The 20,314-nt window shown below is 58.6% G+C and carries 17 protein-coding genes; 10 read left to right on the top strand and 7 right to left on the bottom strand.

Annotated elements, in window-relative coordinates; translation table 11 throughout:
• The first annotated feature begins 99 nt into the window (after positions 1-99).
• From N434_RS24035 to N434_RS24015, 4 genes are all read left to right on the top strand, one after another.
• The gene (locus N434_RS24035) at positions 100-648 is read left to right on the top strand and encodes a cupin domain-containing protein (protein ID WP_065117591.1); all 549 of its coding nucleotides are present in this window, start codon (positions 100-102) and stop codon (positions 646-648) included.
• Between the two features lie 618 nt (positions 649-1,266).
• Entirely contained in the window at positions 1,267-1,947 is a 681-nt protein-coding gene (locus N434_RS24025; RefSeq protein WP_065117592.1) for a sugar transferase, read from the top strand.
• A 192-nt stretch (positions 1,948-2,139) separates the two neighbouring features.
• On the top strand, positions 2,140-3,399 hold the full coding sequence (locus tag N434_RS24020) for a polysaccharide biosynthesis/export family protein (RefSeq protein WP_110760611.1): 1,260 nt from the start codon (positions 2,140-2,142) through the stop codon (positions 3,397-3,399).
• Positions 3,400-3,406: 7 nt separating this feature from the next.
• Positions 3,407-4,675 (top strand): O-antigen ligase family protein, encoded by a 1,269-nt coding sequence (locus tag N434_RS24015; protein WP_110760610.1) that lies wholly within the window; start codon positions 3,407-3,409, stop codon positions 4,673-4,675.
• Positions 4,676-4,775: 100 nt separating this feature from the next.
• On the opposite strand, the gene N434_RS24010 is transcribed toward N434_RS24015, so the two are convergent.
• From N434_RS24010 to N434_RS23990, 5 genes are all read right to left on the bottom strand, one after another.
• Positions 4,776-5,270 (bottom strand): hypothetical protein, encoded by a 495-nt coding sequence (locus N434_RS24010; protein ID WP_065117596.1) that lies wholly within the window; start codon positions 5,268-5,270, stop codon positions 4,776-4,778.
• Between the two features lie 120 nt (positions 5,271-5,390).
• Positions 5,391-6,749 (bottom strand): HlyD family type I secretion periplasmic adaptor subunit, encoded by a 1,359-nt coding sequence (locus tag N434_RS24005; protein ID WP_065117597.1) that lies wholly within the window; start codon positions 6,747-6,749, stop codon positions 5,391-5,393.
• An 8-nt stretch (positions 6,750-6,757) separates the two neighbouring features.
• Complete coding sequence (locus N434_RS24000) at positions 6,758-8,959, bottom strand: type I secretion system permease/ATPase (protein ID WP_110760609.1); 2,202 nt, start codon at positions 8,957-8,959, stop codon at positions 6,758-6,760.
• An 80-nt stretch (positions 8,960-9,039) separates the two neighbouring features.
• Complete coding sequence (locus N434_RS23995) at positions 9,040-11,061, bottom strand: hypothetical protein (RefSeq protein ID WP_110760608.1); 2,022 nt, start codon at positions 11,059-11,061, stop codon at positions 9,040-9,042.
• A gap of 153 nt (positions 11,062-11,214) precedes the next feature.
• A complete protein-coding gene (locus tag N434_RS23990) occupies positions 11,215-12,180 on the bottom strand; it encodes a fibrinogen-binding protein (RefSeq protein ID WP_065117600.1) in 966 nt (321 codons plus the stop codon).
• A 908-nt stretch (positions 12,181-13,088) separates the two neighbouring features.
• On the opposite strand from N434_RS23990, the gene N434_RS23985 reads away from it, so the two are divergent.
• Positions 13,089-13,859, top strand: coding sequence for a response regulator transcription factor (locus tag N434_RS23985; RefSeq protein ID WP_110760607.1), 771 nt, complete (start codon positions 13,089-13,091; stop codon positions 13,857-13,859).
• A gap of 60 nt (positions 13,860-13,919) precedes the next feature.
• Here the strand turns inward: N434_RS23985 and N434_RS23980 are convergent, their stop codons facing one another.
• On the bottom strand, positions 13,920-14,273 hold the full coding sequence (locus N434_RS23980; protein WP_110760606.1) for a hypothetical protein: 354 nt from the start codon (positions 14,271-14,273) through the stop codon (positions 13,920-13,922).
• A gap of 393 nt (positions 14,274-14,666) precedes the next feature.
• Here N434_RS23980 and N434_RS23975 point away from each other — a divergent pair, with 393 nt between their 5' ends.
• The 5 genes from N434_RS23975 to N434_RS23955 are packed head-to-tail and all read left to right on the top strand — an operon-like array spanning position 14,667 to position 20,094.
• A complete protein-coding gene (locus tag N434_RS23975) occupies positions 14,667-15,689 on the top strand; it encodes a UDP-glucuronic acid decarboxylase family protein (protein WP_110760605.1) in 1,023 nt (340 codons plus the stop codon).
• A 1-nt stretch (position 15,690) separates the two neighbouring features.
• Complete coding sequence (galE, locus tag N434_RS23970; RefSeq protein ID WP_110760604.1) at positions 15,691-16,674, top strand: UDP-glucose 4-epimerase GalE; 984 nt, start codon at positions 15,691-15,693, stop codon at positions 16,672-16,674.
• Positions 16,671-18,599: a glycosyltransferase family 2 protein gene (locus tag N434_RS23965; protein ID WP_110760603.1), complete on the top strand. Its 1,929-nt coding sequence runs from the start codon at positions 16,671-16,673 to the stop codon at positions 18,597-18,599. Before galE ends, N434_RS23965 begins: the two co-directional genes overlap by 4 nt.
• 15 nt (positions 18,600-18,614) lie before the next feature.
• Positions 18,615-19,118, top strand: a complete 504-nt coding sequence (locus N434_RS23960; protein ID WP_065117606.1) for a DUF995 domain-containing protein — start codon at positions 18,615-18,617, stop codon at positions 19,116-19,118.
• A gap of 13 nt (positions 19,119-19,131) precedes the next feature.
• Positions 19,132-20,094: a glycoside hydrolase family 26 protein gene (locus N434_RS23955; protein ID WP_110760602.1), complete on the top strand. Its 963-nt coding sequence runs from the start codon at positions 19,132-19,134 to the stop codon at positions 20,092-20,094.
• 52 nt (positions 20,095-20,146) lie between these two features.
• Here N434_RS23955 and N434_RS23950 read toward each other — a convergent pair.
• The coding region (locus N434_RS23950; RefSeq protein WP_181424062.1) for an AGE family epimerase/isomerase at positions 20,147-20,314 on the bottom strand (168 nt) is incomplete at its 5' end.

The following is a 20,314-nucleotide window of genomic DNA, read 5'->3' as shown; positions in this document are numbered from 1 at the left end:
TGAACAAGCCCTTTTCTCTTTGTGGCCAAGCCATTGAAAATACTATAATCGGAAGGCAAGGTTTTCGATATTTCGAACAAGGGTAACGGGGGTATCGGCATGTCGGTGGATATAGGCGGGCGTTTGCGCCATTTGCGGCTGCGTCACAATATTTCCCAGCGTGAACTGGCAAGACGCGCCGGTGTTACGAATTCAACGATTTCCCTGATCGAATCCAATACGTCCAACCCGTCCGTCGGCGCGCTGAAACGTATTCTTGACGGCATCCCCATCGGCCTTGCTGAATTTTTTGCCTTCGAGCCGGAAACGAGCCGCAAGGCCTTCTACCGTGCGGACGAACTGGTGGAGATCGGCAAGGGGCCGATTTCCTTCCGCCAGGTGGGCGACAATGTCTTCGGCCGCAGCCTGCAGATACTGAAGGAATGTTATCAGCCCGGTGCCGATACCGGCAAGGTACCGCTGGTTCATGACGGCGAAGAGGGGGGAATAATCCTCTCCGGGCGTCTGGAGGTAACGGTCGAAGAGGAGAGGCGGGTGCTTGGACCGGGAGACGCCTATTATTTTGAAAGCCGACGGCCGCATCGCTTCCGCTGCGTCGGCCCCGTGCCGTGTGAGGTCATCAGCGCCTGCACGCCGCCTACCTTCTGATTCCGCAATCTTTTGACCTGTATGGCGCCCGGAAAGCGCTCCACGCGTCGCCGGCGCAGCGAATCCGGCGGCGGCCTGAAAGATTTTGAAGATATTCTTTTGCCTCGGTGCGGGTTTTTGCCACTGTTTTGCCGCTTTTGCGCCGCTGTTGCAATTTTTCCATCGCTTTTTCTTGGCGAAACCCGGGTGCCGGGTAAAAAAATCCCGGCTAATATGTCAAATTTTATATGCATTGCCGCAATCTTGCTGCGCCGCAAAAAAATTTAATAGTCTGTTACACCCATGCCTGTTCTTGGCGTTCCTGTCTCATCTGATTAAGTCATAAGAAACATATAAGAAAAGACTGCCGACCGTCGAAAATACAATACATGCCGGGGCGCCACCCATGCTCTGGGCACATGGCCACTGGCCCATTTGTTGCTTTTTTATGCAACCGTTAATATTGCCCGGACGTTGATCGGCCGCTCCTGCAAGAAATCGCATAGACGGTCATGGGCAATGTGCCTTACAAAAAATCCATTAGCATCAAATTCCGAACACAGACTTGTTATCTCTTTTAGACGGAAAGACGCGCCTCCGGGCACCGACCAATCGCAAAACATAAATGGAGTTCTCTCTATGAAGTCCGCGACCCAATCGGCTGATCAGACACTCAGCAGCTCCGAAGATTTCGAGGTCAGTTTCCCTATCGGGGGCATCGCAAAACGCAGCTTCGATATGACGTCGGCTGCGCTTGCGCTGCTCATCTTCAGCCCGATTTTCCTGTTGATCGCCTTGCTGGTGAAGGTTTCCGATCCCGGCCCGATCTTTTATGGCCACCGGCGGGTGGGGCATAATGGCCGCTATTTCCATTGCCTGAAATTCAGGACGATGGCGATGAACGGCGACGAGATGCTGCGGCAATATCTTGCCGCCAATCCGGAAGCCGCCGAGGAATGGCGTGCCACCCGCAAGCTCAAGAACGATCCGCGCGTCACCGCCGTCGGCGCCGTATTGCGCAAGCTCTCCCTTGACGAGCTGCCGCAGCTCATCAACATCATCCGTGGTGAAATGAGCGTTGTTGGCCCGCGCCCCGTCGTCGACGAGGAGCTTGGCTACTACGAAAGTGCCGCCGCTTATTATCTCAGCACCCGTCCGGGCCTCACCGGCCTGTGGCAGATCAGCGGCCGTAACGACGTCTCCTACAAGACCCGCGTCGCTTTCGACACGCAATATGTGCAGAACTGGTCGATGCGGCAGGATGTATTCATCATCGTCAAGACCATCCCCGCCGTGTGCCTGTCGCGCGGCAGCTACTGAAATCAATATTGAGTTCGGCTTTATCGATTTTCGTTTCGACACGCACCCGACCGGGGTCCCAAGTCCGGTCTTCGGGTGCGTCATTGGTGCTAATCATGGCGACCGCTTCTGCGGCGCTGCGCAGCCGGCCTTGTCCGGTTGCGCTATCGCCTGATTGCCTGCAGGGCGATCAGTAAAACAGGGAGTCTCCCGATGAACGGCCTTTTTGCCGCCACCCGTCATCCGCTTACCGCGCTTGTGCTTGCCGCTTCCGTCGCCTTTGCCGCGCCGCTTTCCGCCATGGCGGCAGAAGGCGCCCAATACAAGCTCGGCACCGCCGACAAGCTGCGCATCCGCGTTGCTGAATGGCAGCCTGCCGATGGCAGCATCCGCAACTGGGACGTCATAAACGGCGATTATTCGGTTGGCCCTTCCGGCGCGCTGTCGCTGCCTTTCATCGGACAGCTGGACGTGGCGGGGAAAACGCCCTCCGAGGTTGGTGAAGCGATCGGTGCGCAACTTCAGGGCAAGTTCGCGCTTCGTAACCTGCCTTCGGCTTCCGTCGAAATCGCGCAGTTCCGGCCGATCTTCCTCAGCGGTGACGTGCAGACGCCGGGCGAATACCCCTATGCCGCCAATCTCACCGTGCTGAAGGCGGTCAGCCTTGCCGGCGGGCTCAGGCGTTCCGACGCCGGCCAGCGTTTTGCCCGCGACTTCATCAATGCGCGCGGCGATGCCGCCGTTTACGACAACCAGCGGGCCAGGCTGCTTGCCCGCCAGGCGCGGCTGATCGCCGAGGTCAAGGGTGATGCGAGCATCGCCAAGACGCCGGAGATGGAAAAGATCAGCGAGATCGATGCGCTGCTGGCCAGTGAAAGCGCGCTGATGAAATCGCGCACCGAGCGCTATACCCTGCAGCTGAAGGCGCTGACCGAACTGCGCGCGCTTCTTGAAAGCGAAGTGGCTTCGCTGCAGAAAAAGTCGGAAACCCAGAACCGTCAGCTCGAACTCGCCAATGAGGACCGCGACCGCGTGAACCGGCTGAACGAGCAGGGGCTGGCGCTGTCGCAACGGCGTATCTCCGCGGAAGAACGGGCCGCGGAGGTGGAGTCCACGCTTCTCGACATCGATACACAGTCGCTGCGTGCCAAGCAGGACATCAACAAGGCGACGCAGGATGAAATCAACCTGCGCAATGACTGGGAAGCCCAGCGCTCCAAGGAATTGCAGGACACGGAAGCGGAACTGGAAAAGCTCGGTCTGCAGCTGACCACCAGCCGTGAATTGATGTCGGAAGCGCTAGCCCAGTCGGCCGAGGCGATCCGCTTCGATCCTTCGGGGAAATCCGCCACGATCGGCTATGTCGTGGTGCGTGAGGAAAACGGCAAGCCGAAAGAGCTGAAGGTGGATGAAAACACCCTGCTTCAGCCCGGTGATGTCATCAAGGTCTCGTCCGAAATCCTGATGCAGTGAGGTTGGCATGCGGATTGCCAAATCGGCGCTGATCGATCCCGAACGCAACGAGATATACGGAATGACGGCGATTGCGCTGTCATTCTTCGTGTTCGCCTATTCGTCGCGTTTCGGGCAGATTTCGGTTCTTGCCTATTATGGCATGTGGCTGCCGCTGGTGGTGGTCGATTACCGCCGCGTGCTCGGCAATTATCCGCGTTATCTCTGGATATTCGCCTTCGGTATTCTCACCGTGCTGTCGAGCTTCTGGTCGGAAGCGGTTTCGGTCACCATGCGCGCTTCCATCCAGTATATGACGCATATCGTCTGTGCACTGATCGCCATGCGCGTCATCTCCATCCGGACATTGACGCGCGGCGCGTTGGTCGGCATCGCCGTCGTTCTGCTCTATTCGTTGCTGTTCGGCATCTACCTCTTCGATGCGCTTGATGGAACCTACAGTTTCGTCGGCGCTTTCTCGTCGAAGAACCAGCTCGGCTTTTATGCCTCTCTGGGGGTTATTTTCGCTGCCGCCTCCGTACTGGTCCTCAAGCAGAGGGGTATCTGGCTGCCAGTCGCCGGCGTTACCGGGCTGCTGTCTGCCTATAGTCTCGTCGCGTCGCAATCGGCGACATCGGCCATCACCACGGCAGCGGTGGTCGCCCTTATCATCGGCTTCATTCCGATTGGCATGTTGTCTCCCGCCAACCGCAAGATGACGTTTTTTGTACTTGGCGGCCTCGGTGCGCTGCTGGCTGTCGCTTCCCTGCAATTCGGTCTTCTCGACGCCATTCTCGGTATTTTCGGCAAGGATTCGACGCTGACCGGCCGCACCTATCTCTGGCAGCAGGGTATCGAGGCGGCAAAACAGACGCCCATTCTCGGCGTCGGTTATCAGGGGTTCTGGGTCGCCGGTTTTGCCGATGCCGAACGCCTGTGGAACGATTTTTTCATTACCGGGCGCAGCGGCTTCCATTTTCACAACACCTATATCGAGACGGTGGTGGAAAACGGCTTTGTCGGCATGTTCCTGCTCGGCATGGTGCTCTACGGAACGCTCATCGGGCATCTGCGCTCGGTCCTGATGCGTCAGAGCGATCCGCAGGGCGTGATCCTGTTTGCGATCTGCGCGCTGTTCGTGGTGCGCTCCTTCGTGGAGATCGACATCATCTTCCCCTATCAGATCGGTTCATTCCTGCTTTATTTCGCGGCCGGAAAACTCTGCCTTCCGGTGAAGGTGGCGCAGGGCGGTGACACTCACCCGGCAATCGGCATGCGGTTGCAGACACGCGCCTAGAGCGCGTCCGGCCTGGTCGAAACCGTCGGCCGAGCGTTATCCCTTTGTTTTCCGAGATTTTCCGGACGTAAAGCCGCCACGCATTTTTACTGGAAATGCTCTAGAGATAATCCGCAGAAACATGCGGGCTGGCATGGATGAAGTTCCACATGTCCTTGCTGACATCGACGATGTCGGCGATCGATTTTTCCAGGTGGCCGATTTCCTTCTCGTCCATGCGTTCGACCTTGCCGTAGCGGACCTGGCTGTCATCTTCCACCAGACGCATCAGCTGGGTACTGGCGATGTCGCCCTTTTCGTCGAAGGAATAGATGCAATGATTGTATTTGTTGCGCGTCTTCGCCTCCTTTTTCAGCCGCGCCATGATGGAGAGAATGGTCTTCCTGTCCTGTGTCGGCGTGGAGGGGAGTTTTGCCAGACGCTCGATGAGATCCATCCGCGCCCGCGTGGTGTTGAGTGTCAGGAACACGACGATGGCCGCTTCCTTCTCCACTTTCAGGAGGTGGACGATCAGATAGATCATCAGGCTTTCGGTGTTGGTCCACACGTAGTTCAGCCTGCCGACCAGCAGCAATACATCCGACATCGCCGCCATGCCGCTTCTCCCGCCCCGACAAAACAGACTGTCATTATAGGCCGATCGGCCCCGGATTGACAGTGTATGACCTGTTCTTCGTTCCGCATTTTCCGGGCCAAAAAACGCTGCGGTCTTTCCTCATCTTTCCTTGAAGGCGCGCGACATGCTGTCGGAAATCGGCTTGGTCAGATATTCGAAGAAGGTACGTTCCGAGGTCTGGATCAGAACGTCCGCCGGCATGCCGGGCACGGGATGGAAATTATGGACCTTGGCGATTTCCTCGTCCGGCACCTGTACGCGCACGATATAGACATCCTTCACCTGCAGGCCGGCATTTTCCTCGATACTGTCGGCCGAAACGTAAAAGACCTTGCCGTTCAGAACCGGTGTGGTGCGGCGGTTGAGCGCTGAGAGGCGGATTGCGGCGGTCTGGCCCTCATGCAGCTGGTCGATGGAGGTTCTGAGAACCTGCGCCTCAAGGATCAGGGGAACATGCGCCGGCAGGATTTCCATGATCGGCTTGCCTGTCGTGATGACGCCGCCCGGCGTATGATAATAGGACCGCACCACCGTACCGTTGACCGGGGAGCGGATGACGGTGCGTTCCAGCACCTCGGCAGCACCGCGCACCTGTTCCCGAACGCTGTCGAGATCGGATTCCGCGGTTTCCAGCGCATCGAGTGCTGCCTGCTTGTTGGCATTGACGGCGATGATCGCTTCCTGCTTGAATTTGGCGATTTCGGCTTCGCTCTGGTTCATCTCGCCGCTCAGGCGGGCAATGTCGCCCATGGCGTCGGCAATGGCGCGCTCCAGCGCCAGCATGTCGGTCTTGCGGATGACGCCGTCCTTGGCGAGTTTTTCCTTGGAGTCGCGTTCCTGTGTCAGAAGTGCCAGCTGCCGGTCGAAGGACTGCTTTTGTCCGTCATAACCCGCATAACGGAATTCCAGTGACCTGATGTTCTTCTCGATCAGGTTCAGCTGTTCCTCGAGCTTGACGAGCTTGCTGTGGAACACGACGTTCTGGCTCTGGATAATGGCGTTGATGTCGGGATCGCCGGCCTCCTTCATGACGATGTCTGGTACCTTGAAGCTTTTTTCGCCCTGTGCCTCCGCGCGCAGGCGCGTGACGATGGTTTCGAGGCGGAGGCGCCGCAGCTGCAACATGCGCTCATTGGCCAGCGCCGTCGTCTTGTCGAGCGTCAGCAGCACATCGCCCTCCTTGACCGTGTCGCCTTCGCTCACCATCATGTCCTTGATGATGCCGCCCTCCAGATGCTGGACGACCTTGTTGTTGCCGGTGGCGACAAAGCTGCCCTGGGCGATGATGGCGGAGGAAAGCGGCGCCGTGCCGGCCCAATATCCGAAACCGCCGAAGGAGGCGAGCAGAACGGCAAGCCCGATGGAGCTGTGCAGCCGGATAGAGCGCGGCACCTCGCTGTACCATTCCAGCTGGCCCTGTGGTTTGACTTCCGCGATGGCGTTCTTTTTCCTGAACATGACGATCCTCAACCCTCGATCTGCGGGGACTGGCTGGCCGGACGGCCGTTGCCCGAAAGTGCCTTCAGCACCTCTATCCTCTCGCCGAACATGGCGACGGAGCCGTCCTTCAGCACCATGATCTTGTCGACGCATTGCAGGAGCGCCGGCCGCTGGGTGATGGTGACGGTTGTGATGCCCTGTTTCTTGGCGTGCAGCAGCGCCTTGGCCAGCGCCTGCTCGCCCTGCGTATCGAGGTTGGAGTTCGGCTCGTCCAGCACCACGAATTTCGGGTCGCCGAAGAAGGCGCGGGCAAGTGCGATGCGCTGTTTCTGGCCGCCGGAAAGCGGCGCACCGTCGGCGGCGACCACGGTTTCATAACCCTGCGGGAAACCGGCGATCAGCTCGTGCACATCGGCCAGCACTGCCGCCTCGTAGATCTGCCGGTCCTCGATGTCGTCGCGCATGCGGCAGATATTGGCCTTGATGGTGCCGGGGAAAAGCTGCACGTCCTGCGGCAGGTAACCGATGCTTTCGCCGAATTGCCGCTGGTCCCAGTTGCGCAGATCCATGAGATCGAGGCGGACATTGCCTGACGTCGGCAGGATGGAGCCGACCAGCATCTTGCCGAGCGTCGTCTTGCCGGAGCCGGAATTGCCGATGATGGCGAGCGATTCCCCCTTTTTCAGCGAAAAGGAAATGCCGTTCAGGATCACTTTCTTCTGTGGCGGCGGCACGAAGAGGATGCGTTCCACATCGAGACGCCCCTCCGGATTGGGCAGGCGAAGACGCGGGAAATTCAGCGGCGAACTGATGAGAAGCTGCTTGATACGGCCATAGGAGGCGGCGGATTTGTTGAATTGATGCCAGCCTTCGATCGCCCCTTCGATAGGCGCCAGCGCGCGGCCGGAAATGATCGAGGCTGCAATCACCATGCCGCCGGTCAGCTCACCGGAAAGCGACAGATGCGCGCCCCAGCCGAGCAGCGCCACCTGGGTGATCATGCGGGCAGCCTTGGAGACGCCTGAGAACATGATGTTGCGATCCTGCGCCGCCACGTGCGATTTCAGAGAGCCGGCCGTTTCCCGGCCCCACATCTTCACGGCTTCGGGGATCATGGCGAGTGCGTTGATGATCTGCGAATTGCGCGACATGGAATCGAGGTGGAAATTGGCGCGGCTCAGATAGCCGGAAGCCTCGGAGAATTGTCTGGCGGTGAAACGCTGGTTCAGCCAGGCGATGGTGAACAGCACGGCGCAGCAGACCATGATGATGATGCCGAGGTGGGGATGGACAAGATAGACCACCACGATGAAGAGCGGCATCAGCGGCGCATCAAGGAAGGCAATAAGGGTGCCCGATGTCAGGAAGGAGCGCAGCTGCTGCAGATCCTGCAATATCTGATAATCCTTGCCGCTGCCATGCAGGGATGCGCGGGCGGCGGCCGAGAGGATCGGAGCGCCGAGCTGCACTTCAAGTTCAACGGCGGTCCGCATCAGGATGAAGCGACGGATGGCATCCATGAAGGCCTGCAGCAGAACCGCGCCGAGCACGGCGACCGTCAGCATGACAAGCGTGTCCATCGAGCGGCTGGTCAGCACCCGGTCGGAAATCTGGAACAGATAAAGCGGAATGGCCAGCAGCAGGATGTTGATGGCGACAGTAAACAGCATCACCACCACCATGTTGCGGCGAACGGCTGCGATGCCCTTGGCAAGACTTGCGGCGAAATTGATCGGCTCGCTGCGTTTGTGGAAGCCGCTCTGGCTTCCGCCGCCGCCCCCGCCACCACCGCCGCCGCCATTGTCCACCGGATCCTTGCCGCCGCCGCCTGTCACCGGCCGGCGCTCGTTTTCGCGGACCGGCCCGCCATTGTTGTCGATGGTCTTGACGAAGGGCAGGTCGCTGTTGTCGATCTTGGCCTTTGGTTCCGGCGGGGAGGCGGGTTGCGGGGCCTGTCGCGGCGCCGGCCTTTCCTGGGGGATGTCCCGCAATTGCGCCGGCTGCTCTGTCTTCGCGTGCGGTTGGGGAAGGGGGTGTGGAGCGGTCCGCATGGGGGATGAAACGGTTTTAGCCGCCTGTTCCGCACCGGACAATTGGCGCAGGTTTTCGACGGCTTCGTTGATGGCCGAAATGCAGGCATCCGTCAGCCTGCTGTCTTCCGCGTCCTGATCCAGCGGCAAATCCAGCGAGCGTCCGTCGGCAATGGTTTTTCTTGAAATATGATCCATTTTATATTGGTCCCCTCGGTGATCTTGCGGTGTTTGCGGCTCGGTCGGGGGCAGGGGCATTGGCCGCCCGCCTGTCGGGATTATGCAACGACCGTCTGCATGACGTCGGATGGGTGGGCGTTCGACCAGGAGAGGTCGTGGCCGCCATTGATGACGCCGTCGGATTCGTTCTGGGTGGTGGCGGGATCGTCGTGAAGAAATGCGATGACCTCGTTTGCCAGCTGGCCGTGCTGCGCCGGCTGTGACGTATCGTTTTCGATGATGCCGCCCTGTATCAGTATGGCATCCGAATAGACGCCGCCGGCGACATAGGTGGTCGAGCCGAAACTGTCATAATCGACGATCTGCGCGAGATTGACGACCGCGTTGCTGCCGGTGTCGATATGGACAGTGGCGTTTTCATTATTGTCGAGAACCTTGGCGGCGGCCTGGGTCACATCATCGGAATCGCCCAGCACGCTCACCTGTTTGATGATGCTGACATCATAAAGGTTGCCGGTGATGTAAAGGACATTCAGTCCCTGATAGCCGGCAAAATTGGCGTCGTGGGCAAGGCCGTCCGGCATGTTCGGGTCGCGCTCGTTGATCGCGTTCACCGTCTGATGCATGTAATCAGGCATGGTTTCGAACCTGCCGTTGCTGCCGACATTGTGAATGCCGGCATCGTTCCAGAGTAGGTTATTGCCGGATTGAATGGTGGCGCCATCAGGCGCATCGGGATTGGCGCGCGCCCAGTCATTGTCGTAGAGCACGGCAATCTGGCTGATGAGGTTCATGTCCAGCACATTGCCGCCGACGATGATCAGATCGTACTGCATGCCGATGCCGAGGAAATTGGCGATGTTGAGGGCGGCATTGCCTCCCGTCAGCAGGCTGACGCTTGCGCCTGAAGTGGTGACCGTCATCGTGTCGTTGTCGCTGATGAACTGGTATTGCTCGATCCAGTGGACGAAGGATACGTCCCCCTCCAGCACGCTGACGCGCCACGCCGTCGGGAATATCGGCGTCTCGCCTGTCTCATGGCTGTCTGCGGCGGCGTTTTCCGCGCCGGGGTAGATGGTGCGCTCGAAGCTGGCGATATTATAGGCCGCTGTCGCTGCCTGATCCTCGGAGCGGGTGAAGACCGATGAAATCTCGTCCCGGTCGCTATAGATATAGGCCTGGGTGATGGCGTCGATCTGGTGATAGTCGCCCATGACCGCGGTAACGGAGGTCATGACGCCGGTATTGACCAGGGTGGCGACATTGGCGACGATATTGGCGCCTGCCGCCACATCAAGGCTGTTGCCGGCGGGACTATCCTCATGCAGTGAAACATCGCTCTTTTCCAGCTCTTCCGGCGGCTTGGCGATGCCACGATCCGGCAGAAAGTCGTCGAGCACCGGCTTTTCGCTGGCTATCGAGCCGTTGATATAAAGCCCGTTGATATCGTTTCCGGCCAGAACGAAATCCTGGTCCGCACCGGTGCCGAGCGAGGTGACGTCATTGTCGCGGGCATGTTCGATATAATCATGCGCCGATTTGGCGAGCGCCTGCAACGCGTCGTAGCTGTCTGTGCGCTGGAAGGCGGAAAAGGGCGTGAAGACGGCCGCTTCATTGTAGAATTCGACGGTGCGCTCGGTAACGAAGGTCGTGTCTCGGGCTACATTGGGGCCGTCGGTCATGTTCAGATAATCATCGTCCTGAAGAATGTTGACCTGCGTGACGTGGGCCGCCACGGAGCCGGGACCGGTATGAACAACCAGTTCGCGTTCGTCCTCAAAGGAAAGGCGGCCGGGAAAACGAAAATGGGCGGCGGAAATATCGGTCGGTATCGCATTTGCAAGCTGCTGCATGTCATATTCGACCATGCGGGCGAAATGCGGTTTCAGATAATCGAAATCGTAATAGCCGGCGCGGTATTTGACACCGGGATCGTAGTCCTCAAGCGGGACGTCGTAATTTTTGTCGAGCAGCCTTGCCGCCTCATCGTCCGGCAGTCGCTCCGGATCGGAATGCGCCGGGCCTTCGCTATAGTTGTTTCTCAGACGCGCTTCCTCGACCACCGTGTCGAACAGGCCGATGAAATGCGCGATCATGTCGGAAATCTTGTCGATATGCATCGGAGGTCCCTCCCTGATCATTGCGGCGGGGACCGGGAGTGGCAGCCGGCATGCGTGCCCCAGAGGCCGTGCTGCGTTTTGCCGAACCCGGTTTTAAAACCGCAAACTGCACCGGCGGATGCCGGTGCAGCTCTTTTCGTCAAGAGGTGGTTATCAGGAGTGATCCTCACCGACGTCAGACACATGAGAGTTACCGCCTGTGATCGTGACATCAACGGCATTGGAGAGCATGTTGGCGCCCTGCACCAGTTCCAGATGGAAGCCGGAATTCGCAAGGATTGCCGATGCATCCGCGGTGCTTGTGCCTGCGGCATCGTCGCCGGCCTTGAGGTCCCATCCCTTGCCGTCCATGCCTTCCGCGCCATAGGCGTCGCCGGCATTGGCGCTCAGGTGGTTTTCCGCACCGCCATTCTGCATCTTGATGTCGTAGGCCTGATCCTGGTCAGCCAGATGGTTGGCCTGCACCATGCTGAAGCCGGTGTCATTGCCGTCGCCATTGAGCGAGCTGTTGAGGATATTGTCGACATCGAGCGTGAAGGAGAAGTCGTCACCCAGGTTGAAGGTGAGATCCCCGCCGGCGATGCCGAGATTGCCGACATCCTTGACGCCGGTGATGTTGCCGAAGTCGTCGTCCGACTTGTAGAAACTGTCAGCGGAGTTGAAGCTGTCGGAGGTCGTCGTGGTCTTGGTGGAGGTGTCGTTGTCGGAGTAGGTGAACGTTTTGTTGTCCGAATCCGTAACCGTCTTCACATTGGTGTCGTTGTCGCTATAGGACTTGCTGTCATAGCTCCAGTCGTAGTCGGTCTTGATGTCGGTATTGGTTTCGGTGCTCGTCTTCACATTGGTGTCGTTGTCGCTATACGACTTGCTTTCGTAGCTCCAGTCATAGTCGTTGTCGCGGTTGTCACCGTTATTGGCGGAAACATCGATCTTGGCGTCAACATCCACATTGGTGCTGTGGTCGCTGTTGTCGTTGTTGCGGTTCTCACCATTTGCGGTGCCGACATTGCTGTCTTCCACCTTGGCATCATTGGTCGATGTGTTGGCGAAACCATCGGAAAGCGCGCCGATCTTGGTGATGTCGTCGTCGCTGCCGGATGACTTTGGATCATAACCCATTTCTATTTCCTCCGAAAAAGCTCGGAGCAGCTTTCGAAATCCCTCTCATCTCAAACGGGATTTTTTCGCGCTTGCTCCGTGTTGCACAAGATTGATGTTCTGCAGATGCACTCGGTACGTTTCATCTGCGGTTCGGCATCGGCCCGTAACCGGGCTCTTTTCGTTCAGCCCTGTGCGCAACTCGATATAAAGGCGCACAAATCCGTTCCTCGCTTCAATGGGAAGCGTGGTGGGCCTCGTCTTTTCGTTGTCATGTTTCTTGAAAAGGGACCGGCGTCTGCAAACACACGTCAAAGGCCGGGCTGGTCTTTCCATCGGCCGCCGTTTCAGCGACGGTCAGACTGTGCCGCAGAAAAATCGCGGTTCCTAGCTATCAATTCGGGCTAAACATCCTGGTGCCGTCACCCCGATTATATATGCGGCAAGGCGGTGCAGCGGCATCTTCTGGCTGCCGAGGCGGCAGATATCGGCAGCGTTTTCAGTAAAAAATGCTTCTCTCAAAAAAACATGATCCATTCCGGCGGCAAAGAGGCGCCGTGCCGAAAAGGCACATCTTCGGCAATCGTTCGCCGGGGAGCTATGTAAAGGGATATCAACTAAAAGTTATATTTTCTCGGATTGCAAAACCGGAGCGGAGGCTTTTCCGATGCCTTTGTTTTCGCGGCATTTCCGAAGTGAAGGATTCTCTCTCATGGTAATCAATTTTGTATGCCTAATGTAAAAAATAACCCGTTTGGGCCATTTATTTACACAGCTTTTCGTATTAGCCTCCTTAATTAACGGGTAATTAATGATAGTTGACACGGCTTAAGGGTGAAAATTCCCCCTCTGATTTCAGGGGTAGCCTCCAGACGACAGACGGCACAACCAAAAAGAATGTAATGCGTAAGCGCTTTAGGGAGGCGTCAATGTTCATGGGAACTGCAGATTATACGTCAAAAAAAAGCGGTGCAGTTGCGCCTATAAATGGAACTTTATTAATCATAGCGGATCCGGATCTGTTTTCCGAGTGCCTCGTGGAGGCGTTGGGCAAAAAGTTCCCCACATTCGCCGTGGTGAGCCTGGCCTCGTCAGCGACGATTGACGAGGATTATGGCGCCAATGTCCGCCTGGTGCTGCCATATCGCATGACGGGCGCGAAGCTTGACGCCGTTCTTTCGGCAATCAGGGAAAAGCACCCGGACGCACCGATCGCACTTGTCGTCGAAACCATCGACAAGTTCGAGGAGCCGTTGAAGCAGCTGGTGGGAATGCGCATCATCGATGGTGTGCTGCCGCTCAACCTGCGGCTCGATGTCTTCATGGCGGCTGTTGATCTGCTGATGAAGGGCGGAGAGCATTTTCCCGCCGCGCTTCTCGGCAAGCTCACACCCTATTCTGCTGCCGTGAATGGCAAGAGCGTTCAAGAGAGCGCGGTGGTCGCCAATCGCGCTGACGCCCTTGCCGCCAGCAGAAGCGAGATGGCAACGCTGACGACACGGGAAGTGCAAATCCTGGATCTGCTTTGCAAGGGCACGCAAAACAAGATCATCGCCGACCGGTTGCATCTGTCCGAAAACACCGTGAAGGTGCATGTCCGGAACATCTACAAGAAGATGAACGTGCGCAACCGAACGGAGGCGGCGTCACGTTTCTTCAACAAGGACGACGACAAGGCGTTTTCCGGCTGGAAGAACTGAGCGTCAGGCTGGCTGAGGCCGCCCCGGCGACAGTTTCCGTCGGTATTCCGCTCCAGAAGCTCAGGGCCGCAGGAAGCAGCGGGACTTCTGGCCAAATCCGCTCGGTGAGCAGATATAGGGAGAAGAGCCGGAATAGGACTGCCGCGATATCGACGGCGTTCCGGACGACGTGTCGGCAACAAGCGTCACAGCCGCATTGCCTGTCTTGTCGTAACCGTAAGAGGTCCTGGTGGGAGCGACCCGCGTCTTCATCGTCGTTGCATCGGCAGATGCGGTCTTGATGAGAACGGCGTCTTCGACCACGGCGCAGGAGGCCGTCGCGAAAGTAAGTGCTGCAAGGGCTGCTGCAACGAGCGCGAAATGATTGCGTCTGGTTGCTCTGCCGCTATGGGAATAAGGCATTTCATTCATCATGTGTGTCCCCTGAAATCGACTGTCTGTCGTATCTCGCCGGGCGGTTTTGTCCCGGTGGACCGAGCCTTAAAAAACCAGGATAGTCCCGACTGGTTGAGCGAAGCTTGCGCTAATGCTCAATAAGAAAGGCATAATGGAGGCATAGTTAAAAAGTATTAAATCGGGAGCTATTTTGAGTAGTTAAGGGTAATCAATTGTAATATTTCGATAAAATCAAGTTGACCTGTTTTTCGCTGCGCCTATCATAAAAGTTGAAATCTATCGAATCGAAATATTAAAACCTCCAGAAGAAATAAAAACCGGAGGATGATATTAAAGATACCGTACAATCGGGAGTTTGATCCAGTTCAAGGTGAATCAGCCGGGCTGATTCCTCATGGGGAGGAGTGTGTAATGCGTAATTTCGTTCCCAACGAACATGACAATGGCGTCACGATCTACTCGGAATGGCGTCCTGGTCAGCGCGTTCTCGTCAATGGCGGCGCTGGTTTTCTTGGCTCCCATCTTTGCGAACGCCTGCTGGCCTGCGGGCACGAGGTGATCTGTCTCGACGATCTTTCGACGGGACGAACGGCGAATGTGGAGCATTTACGGGACAATAAGCGGTTTCTGCTGGTCGAGCACGACGTGCGCAAACCCTATGACATCGACGTCTCGCTGATCTTCAACTTCGCCTCGCCGGCATCGCCGCCGGATTACCAGCGCGATCCGGTCGGCACATTGCTCACCAATGTGCTCGGTGCCGTCAATGTGCTTGAGGTCGCGCGCAGATGCGGCGCAACCGTCGTGCAATCCTCCACTTCGGAAGTCTATGGCGATCCGCTCGTCAATCCGCAGCCGGAAAGCTATTTCGGCAATGTAAATACAATCGGGCCGCGAGCTTGTTACGATGAGGGCAAACGCAGCGCCGAAACGCTGTTTTTTGATTATCACCGCTGTCATGGCGTCGATATCAAGGTGGGACGCATCTTCAACACCTATGGGCCGCGTATGCGCCCGGATGATGGGCGGGTGGTTTCCAACTTCATCGTGCAGGCGCTGAAGGGTGCCGATATCACCATTTATGGCGATGGCAGCCAGACGCGTTCCTTCTGCTATGTCGACGACCTGATCGACGGCTTCCTGCGTTTTTCGGCCAAGCCGAAGGATTGCACCGGGCCGATCAATCTCGGTAATCCGAGCGAAATTCCGGTGCGGCAGCTGGCCGATATCGTCATCGGCATGACGGGTTCCCGCTCGCGCATCGTGCATCTGCCGGCTGCCATCGACGACCCGCAACAGCGCCGTCCGGATATTTCACGGGCGAAGGAGCAGCTCAGATGGCAACCACGTGTATCGCTCGAAATCGGGCTGGAAAAAACCATCGTCTATTTCGATGCGCTGCTCGCTGGCAGGAAAGTGGCGGAGGCCGTATGAGATGGCCCGCACAATCCTCGTCACGGGCGGGGCCGGATTCATAGGCAGCCACATCTGCAAGGCGCTGGCGCAATCCGGCTTCAAGCCCATCGCTTACGACAATCTTACGACCGGCCATGCGGATGCGGTTCGCTGGGGGCCCTTCATCGAAGGTGACATTCTCGATGGCGCCCTACTGAGAGCCACGCTTCGGGAATTCTCGCCGGCCTTCGTCATCCATTGCGCGGCCAACGCCTATGTGGGCGAATCCGTGGAGGATCCGCGCAAATATTACCGCAACAATGTCGGCGGCAGTCTTTCACTGCTCGATGCGTGTCTCGACCGGAATATTGGCGGGCTGGTGTTTTCTTCCAGCTGCGCCACCTATGGCGTGCCGCCGCAATTGCCGATCCGTGAGGAAACGGCGCAGATGCCGGTCAATCCTTACGGACGCACCAAGCTGATCTTCGAAATGGCGCTGGAAGATTATGCCGCTGCCTATGGCCTGCGTTTCGTGGCGCTGCGTTATTTCAATGCGGCCGGTGCCGACCCGGATGGCGAGCTTTGCGAACGCCATGAACCGGAGACACATCTCATCCCGCGGGCACTGATGGCCGCTGCCGCAAGGTTGCCGCAACTCGACGTCTTCGGTGCGGATTACGCGACCAGTGACGGTACCTGCGTTCGCGACTACATCCATGTCAGCGACCTGGCCGATGCCCATGTGGCTGCCGTCAACTATCTGATTGACGGCGGTGAGACCCTGCGTGTCAATCTGGGCTCCGGCCACGGCACCTCTGTCGGTGAAATCATCCGGGCGATCCACCGCATCACGGGGCAGGATGTGCCGGTGCATTTCGGCGCAAGGCGCGCGGGCGATCCGCCGGCGCTCTTTGCCGATATTGAAAGGGCGAGGCAGGCGCTCGGCTTCGCACCCAAGCGGTCGGATATCGACACCATCATCCGCACGGCCGGTCCCGGTTTCGGACTGGAGGTGCGGTCATGAGGGCTCGCTCCACCCCTTCGGTCGCATCGCCAAGCGCCGCAGGCGCGCTGCGGATGCTACCTGTCTTTACCGGCTGGAACCGCATGGCCTATCGTCTCGGCATCGGCGGCTGGCTGGTGACACTTGCCTATTTCTGGCTCTGGTGGCTCGACCGCGACCGGGTAATCGACTGGCCCTATTATGTCATCGTCACGATGACGCTGGCCTGGATCACCCTTCTGCCATCCTATTTCATCTTCATCTTCCTGAACGCCAGGGTCGTTGACCGGCGGTCTCCTTTGCCTGCGGGCCGGGTGGCGATGGTCGTCACCAAGGCGCCGTCGGAACCTTTCGCCGTCGTGCGCAAGACGCTGCTGGCCATGCTGGAGCAGAAGGGGCTGGAATTCGACGTCTGGCTCGCGGATGAAGATCCGGATGCGCAAACGCTGGCCTGGTGCGGAGCACATGGCGTTTTCGTCTCGACCCGCAAGGGTGTCGCCGATTATCACCGCAAGACCTGGCCGCGCCGCACGCGTTGCAAGGAAGGCAATCTCGCCTATTTCTACGATCATTACGGCTATGACCGTTATGATTTCGTCGCGCAGTTCGACGCGGATCACGTGCCGCAACCGGATTATCTGCGTGAAATCATCCGCCCTTTTGCCGATCCCTCGGTTGGATATGTTTCCGCGCCAAGCCTCTGCGATGCCAATGCCGCTGAAAGCTGGGCCGCGCGCGGCAGGCTTTATGCCGAGGCAAGCCTGCACGGCGCGCTGCAGCTCGGTTATAACAATGGCTGGGCGCCGCTCTGCATCGGCTCGCACTACGCCGTTCGCACGCAAGCGCTGCGGGAAGTGGGCGGTCTGGGGCCGGAGCTTGCCGAGGACCACTCCACCACGCTTTTGATGAATGCCGGTGGCTGGCGCGGCGTTCATGCCGTCAACGCCATCGCCCATGGCGACGGGCCCGTGACCTTTGCCGATCTCATCGTGCAGGAATTCCAGTGGTCGCGCAGCCTGATGACGATCCTGCTGCAATATTCCGGGCGTTACGTGCCGAAGCTGACACCGCGCCTGAAATTCCAGTTTCTGTTTTCACAGCTATGGTATCCGCTGTTTTCCGGCTTCATGGCGCTGATGTTCGTGCTTCCCGCCGTCGCCCTGATGCGAGGCCATGTGCTGGTCAACGCCTCCTATCCGGCGTTTCTGGCGCATTTCCTGCCGATTTCGCTGATCATGATCGTATTCGCCTTCTTCTGGCGGGCGACGGGCGCTTTTCGCCCGCATGATGCGAAACTCTTCAGCTGGGAAGCGATGGTATTCCTGTTTCTGCGCTGGCCATGGTCGCTGATGGGTGTGCTGGCGGCGATACGCGACACGATCCGTGGCGATTTCGTGGATTTTCGTATCACGCCCAAGGGCACGCAGGCCAAACCGCCGCTGCCGCTGCGGGTCATCGCGCCCTATATGGTGCTGGCGGCGGTGAGCCTTCTTGCCATGGTGCTGGCGCCGCGCGACAGCGGGGCGGAGGGCTTCTTCATTTTCGGGGCGGTCAATGTGGCGATCTATGCGGGGCTCTCCGTGTTCCTGCTTGTTCGCCACACGATCGAAAACGGTTTGCCACGGCTGCCGGCCCTGCGCGGCGGCGCGACTGCCGCTGCCTGTTCACTGTTGCTTGTCACGGGCAGTGCCGTAGAACTCAGTTCCCATGCGATTGGCGGGCTGGAGGCCCTGTCGCACGGGCAGCCCTACGTCACCTTCACCGAAACGCGCTTCACGGTTGCCGGTGCAGGCGCGGAGGGCGCGAGATCGGTGCGCCTGAAGCTGCGCATCACCTTGCCGGGTCTGCCCGGATATCAGGAGATGCAGGCGGAACCGGCGGTCGTGCCATCGCCCGCGGTGGCAACCGGAGAAATCATGCTGGCCGACAATAGGGTCGGGCAATAGAAGGAGGAGGCTGTGATGAGAACAACAATAAGCAAATGCGGATTCTCCGCTTTCGTACTCAGTCTTGCGGTGATCGCGCCCAGTGCCGTCCACGCCGCAGGCGGCACGAAGACGCCGAAACCGCTCAGAACCAGCGAAGTCGTGGACATGTACTTCGACAAGACCTGGAAATGGGATACGGGCGGCGGCCGCTTCATTGCCGACGGCCGCAAATTCATCGCCGCGACGGAAGAAAAAGGCAGGAAGTCCGTCGGCGAAGGCCGCTGGACTGTCGATGCCAACGGAACGCTGTGCATGCGCGCCACATGGAAAAGCGGGGCGGGAAGCGGCAAGGCCGATACCTGCTTCGACCACGGCCGCATCGGCAAGGTGCTCTACCAGCGCAAGCAGGGCGGTCAATGGTATGTGTTCCGGCACAACCCGCCGAGGCCTGGCGATGAATTCCTGAAACTTGTCCGCAAGGACGACGTCACCCCGCAGATCGCCGCCTATGACAAGGCGATGACGGCGACGCGGTAGGGAGGAAAGTGTCATGCAGATAACCAGAAGAAGATTGCTCTTCGCAAGTGGAGCTGCTGTCGCTTTTTCAGGCAGCATGTACCCCATGTTCAAACTGGACGCGCAGGGTGTCGCGCCCATGGGCTCCACGGGCATGAAGACGCTTGCCGACAAACGCCCGACATTGCATGCGGACGGCATCCGCTTCGGCGCCTACGATCCGCACGGCGATTTCACCGGACAGGCCGGGGTGGCGACGGAGCATCTGTTCCTGCCCTGGGAAGACGTGGATCTCGACAGCCTTGCGCTTGCCGACGCCTACGCTCTGGAGCGCAAGCGCAATGTGCTGATCACCGTCGAGCCCTGGTCGTGGGACGTCAACTGGCGGCTTTCGTCCGACGAGTTGCGTCGCAAGGTGCTGGGCGGCGACTACGACAAGAACATGCAGGCGATTGCCGCCCGCATGTCGGCGATGAAAAGTCCGCTGATCCTGCGTTGGGGACAGGAAATGGAAGACATGTCCGGTCGCTTTTCGTGGTCGGGCTGGAACCCGCAGGATTACATCACGGCCTATAAACGCGTGGTGGACATGACCCGCAGGGCGGTTCCAGGTGTCAAGGTGATGTGGTCTCCCAAAGGCCTCGATGGGCTGCGGGCGTATTATCCCGGCGATAACTATGCCGATCTTGTCGGCCTGTCGGTCTTCGGTCTCGAAGACTACGACAAGATCGAATATGGCGGACCGAAGACCTTCTCCGATCTGCTGCGCAAGGGATACGGCCTCGTCGAAAACTTCAACCGGCCGGTCTGGGTTGCTGAACTCGGTTATGAGGGTGGCGATTCCTATGTTCGCCCGTGGATGAACGACGTGACGCTGAAACAGGCGGATTTTCCGAAGCTGGAAGAGGTCGTCTATTTCAATGACAAGGATGTTCATCCCTGGCCACACAATCTCGGCAGGCCCGACTGGCGCGTGGTGCGTCCGGCCAAGGCCTGACTGAGGCCGGAGCGGGCCGAGCGGACGCCCGGCCCGCTCGCCCGCCCGGACATTATCTGCCGACCGCCAGCACGGCCTGTGCCTCATAGATGGCGCAGACGATGTGATAAAAGGTGCTGGCCGGTGCCGGCTCGTCGATCATCGGCCTGTCGGCCGGCCATTTGTCGAACCACAGACCCTTAACCGGCGTATCGAGGAACGGCTGCAGCGCGCCGATGGC

Origin of the sequence: Rhizobium sp. UGM030330-04 (assembly GCF_003208455.1) — a bacterium.
GTDB classification, from domain to species: domain Bacteria; phylum Pseudomonadota; class Alphaproteobacteria; order Rhizobiales; family Rhizobiaceae; genus Agrobacterium; species Agrobacterium rhizogenes_A.
This window is presented reverse-complemented; position numbering and strand designations above follow the sequence as displayed.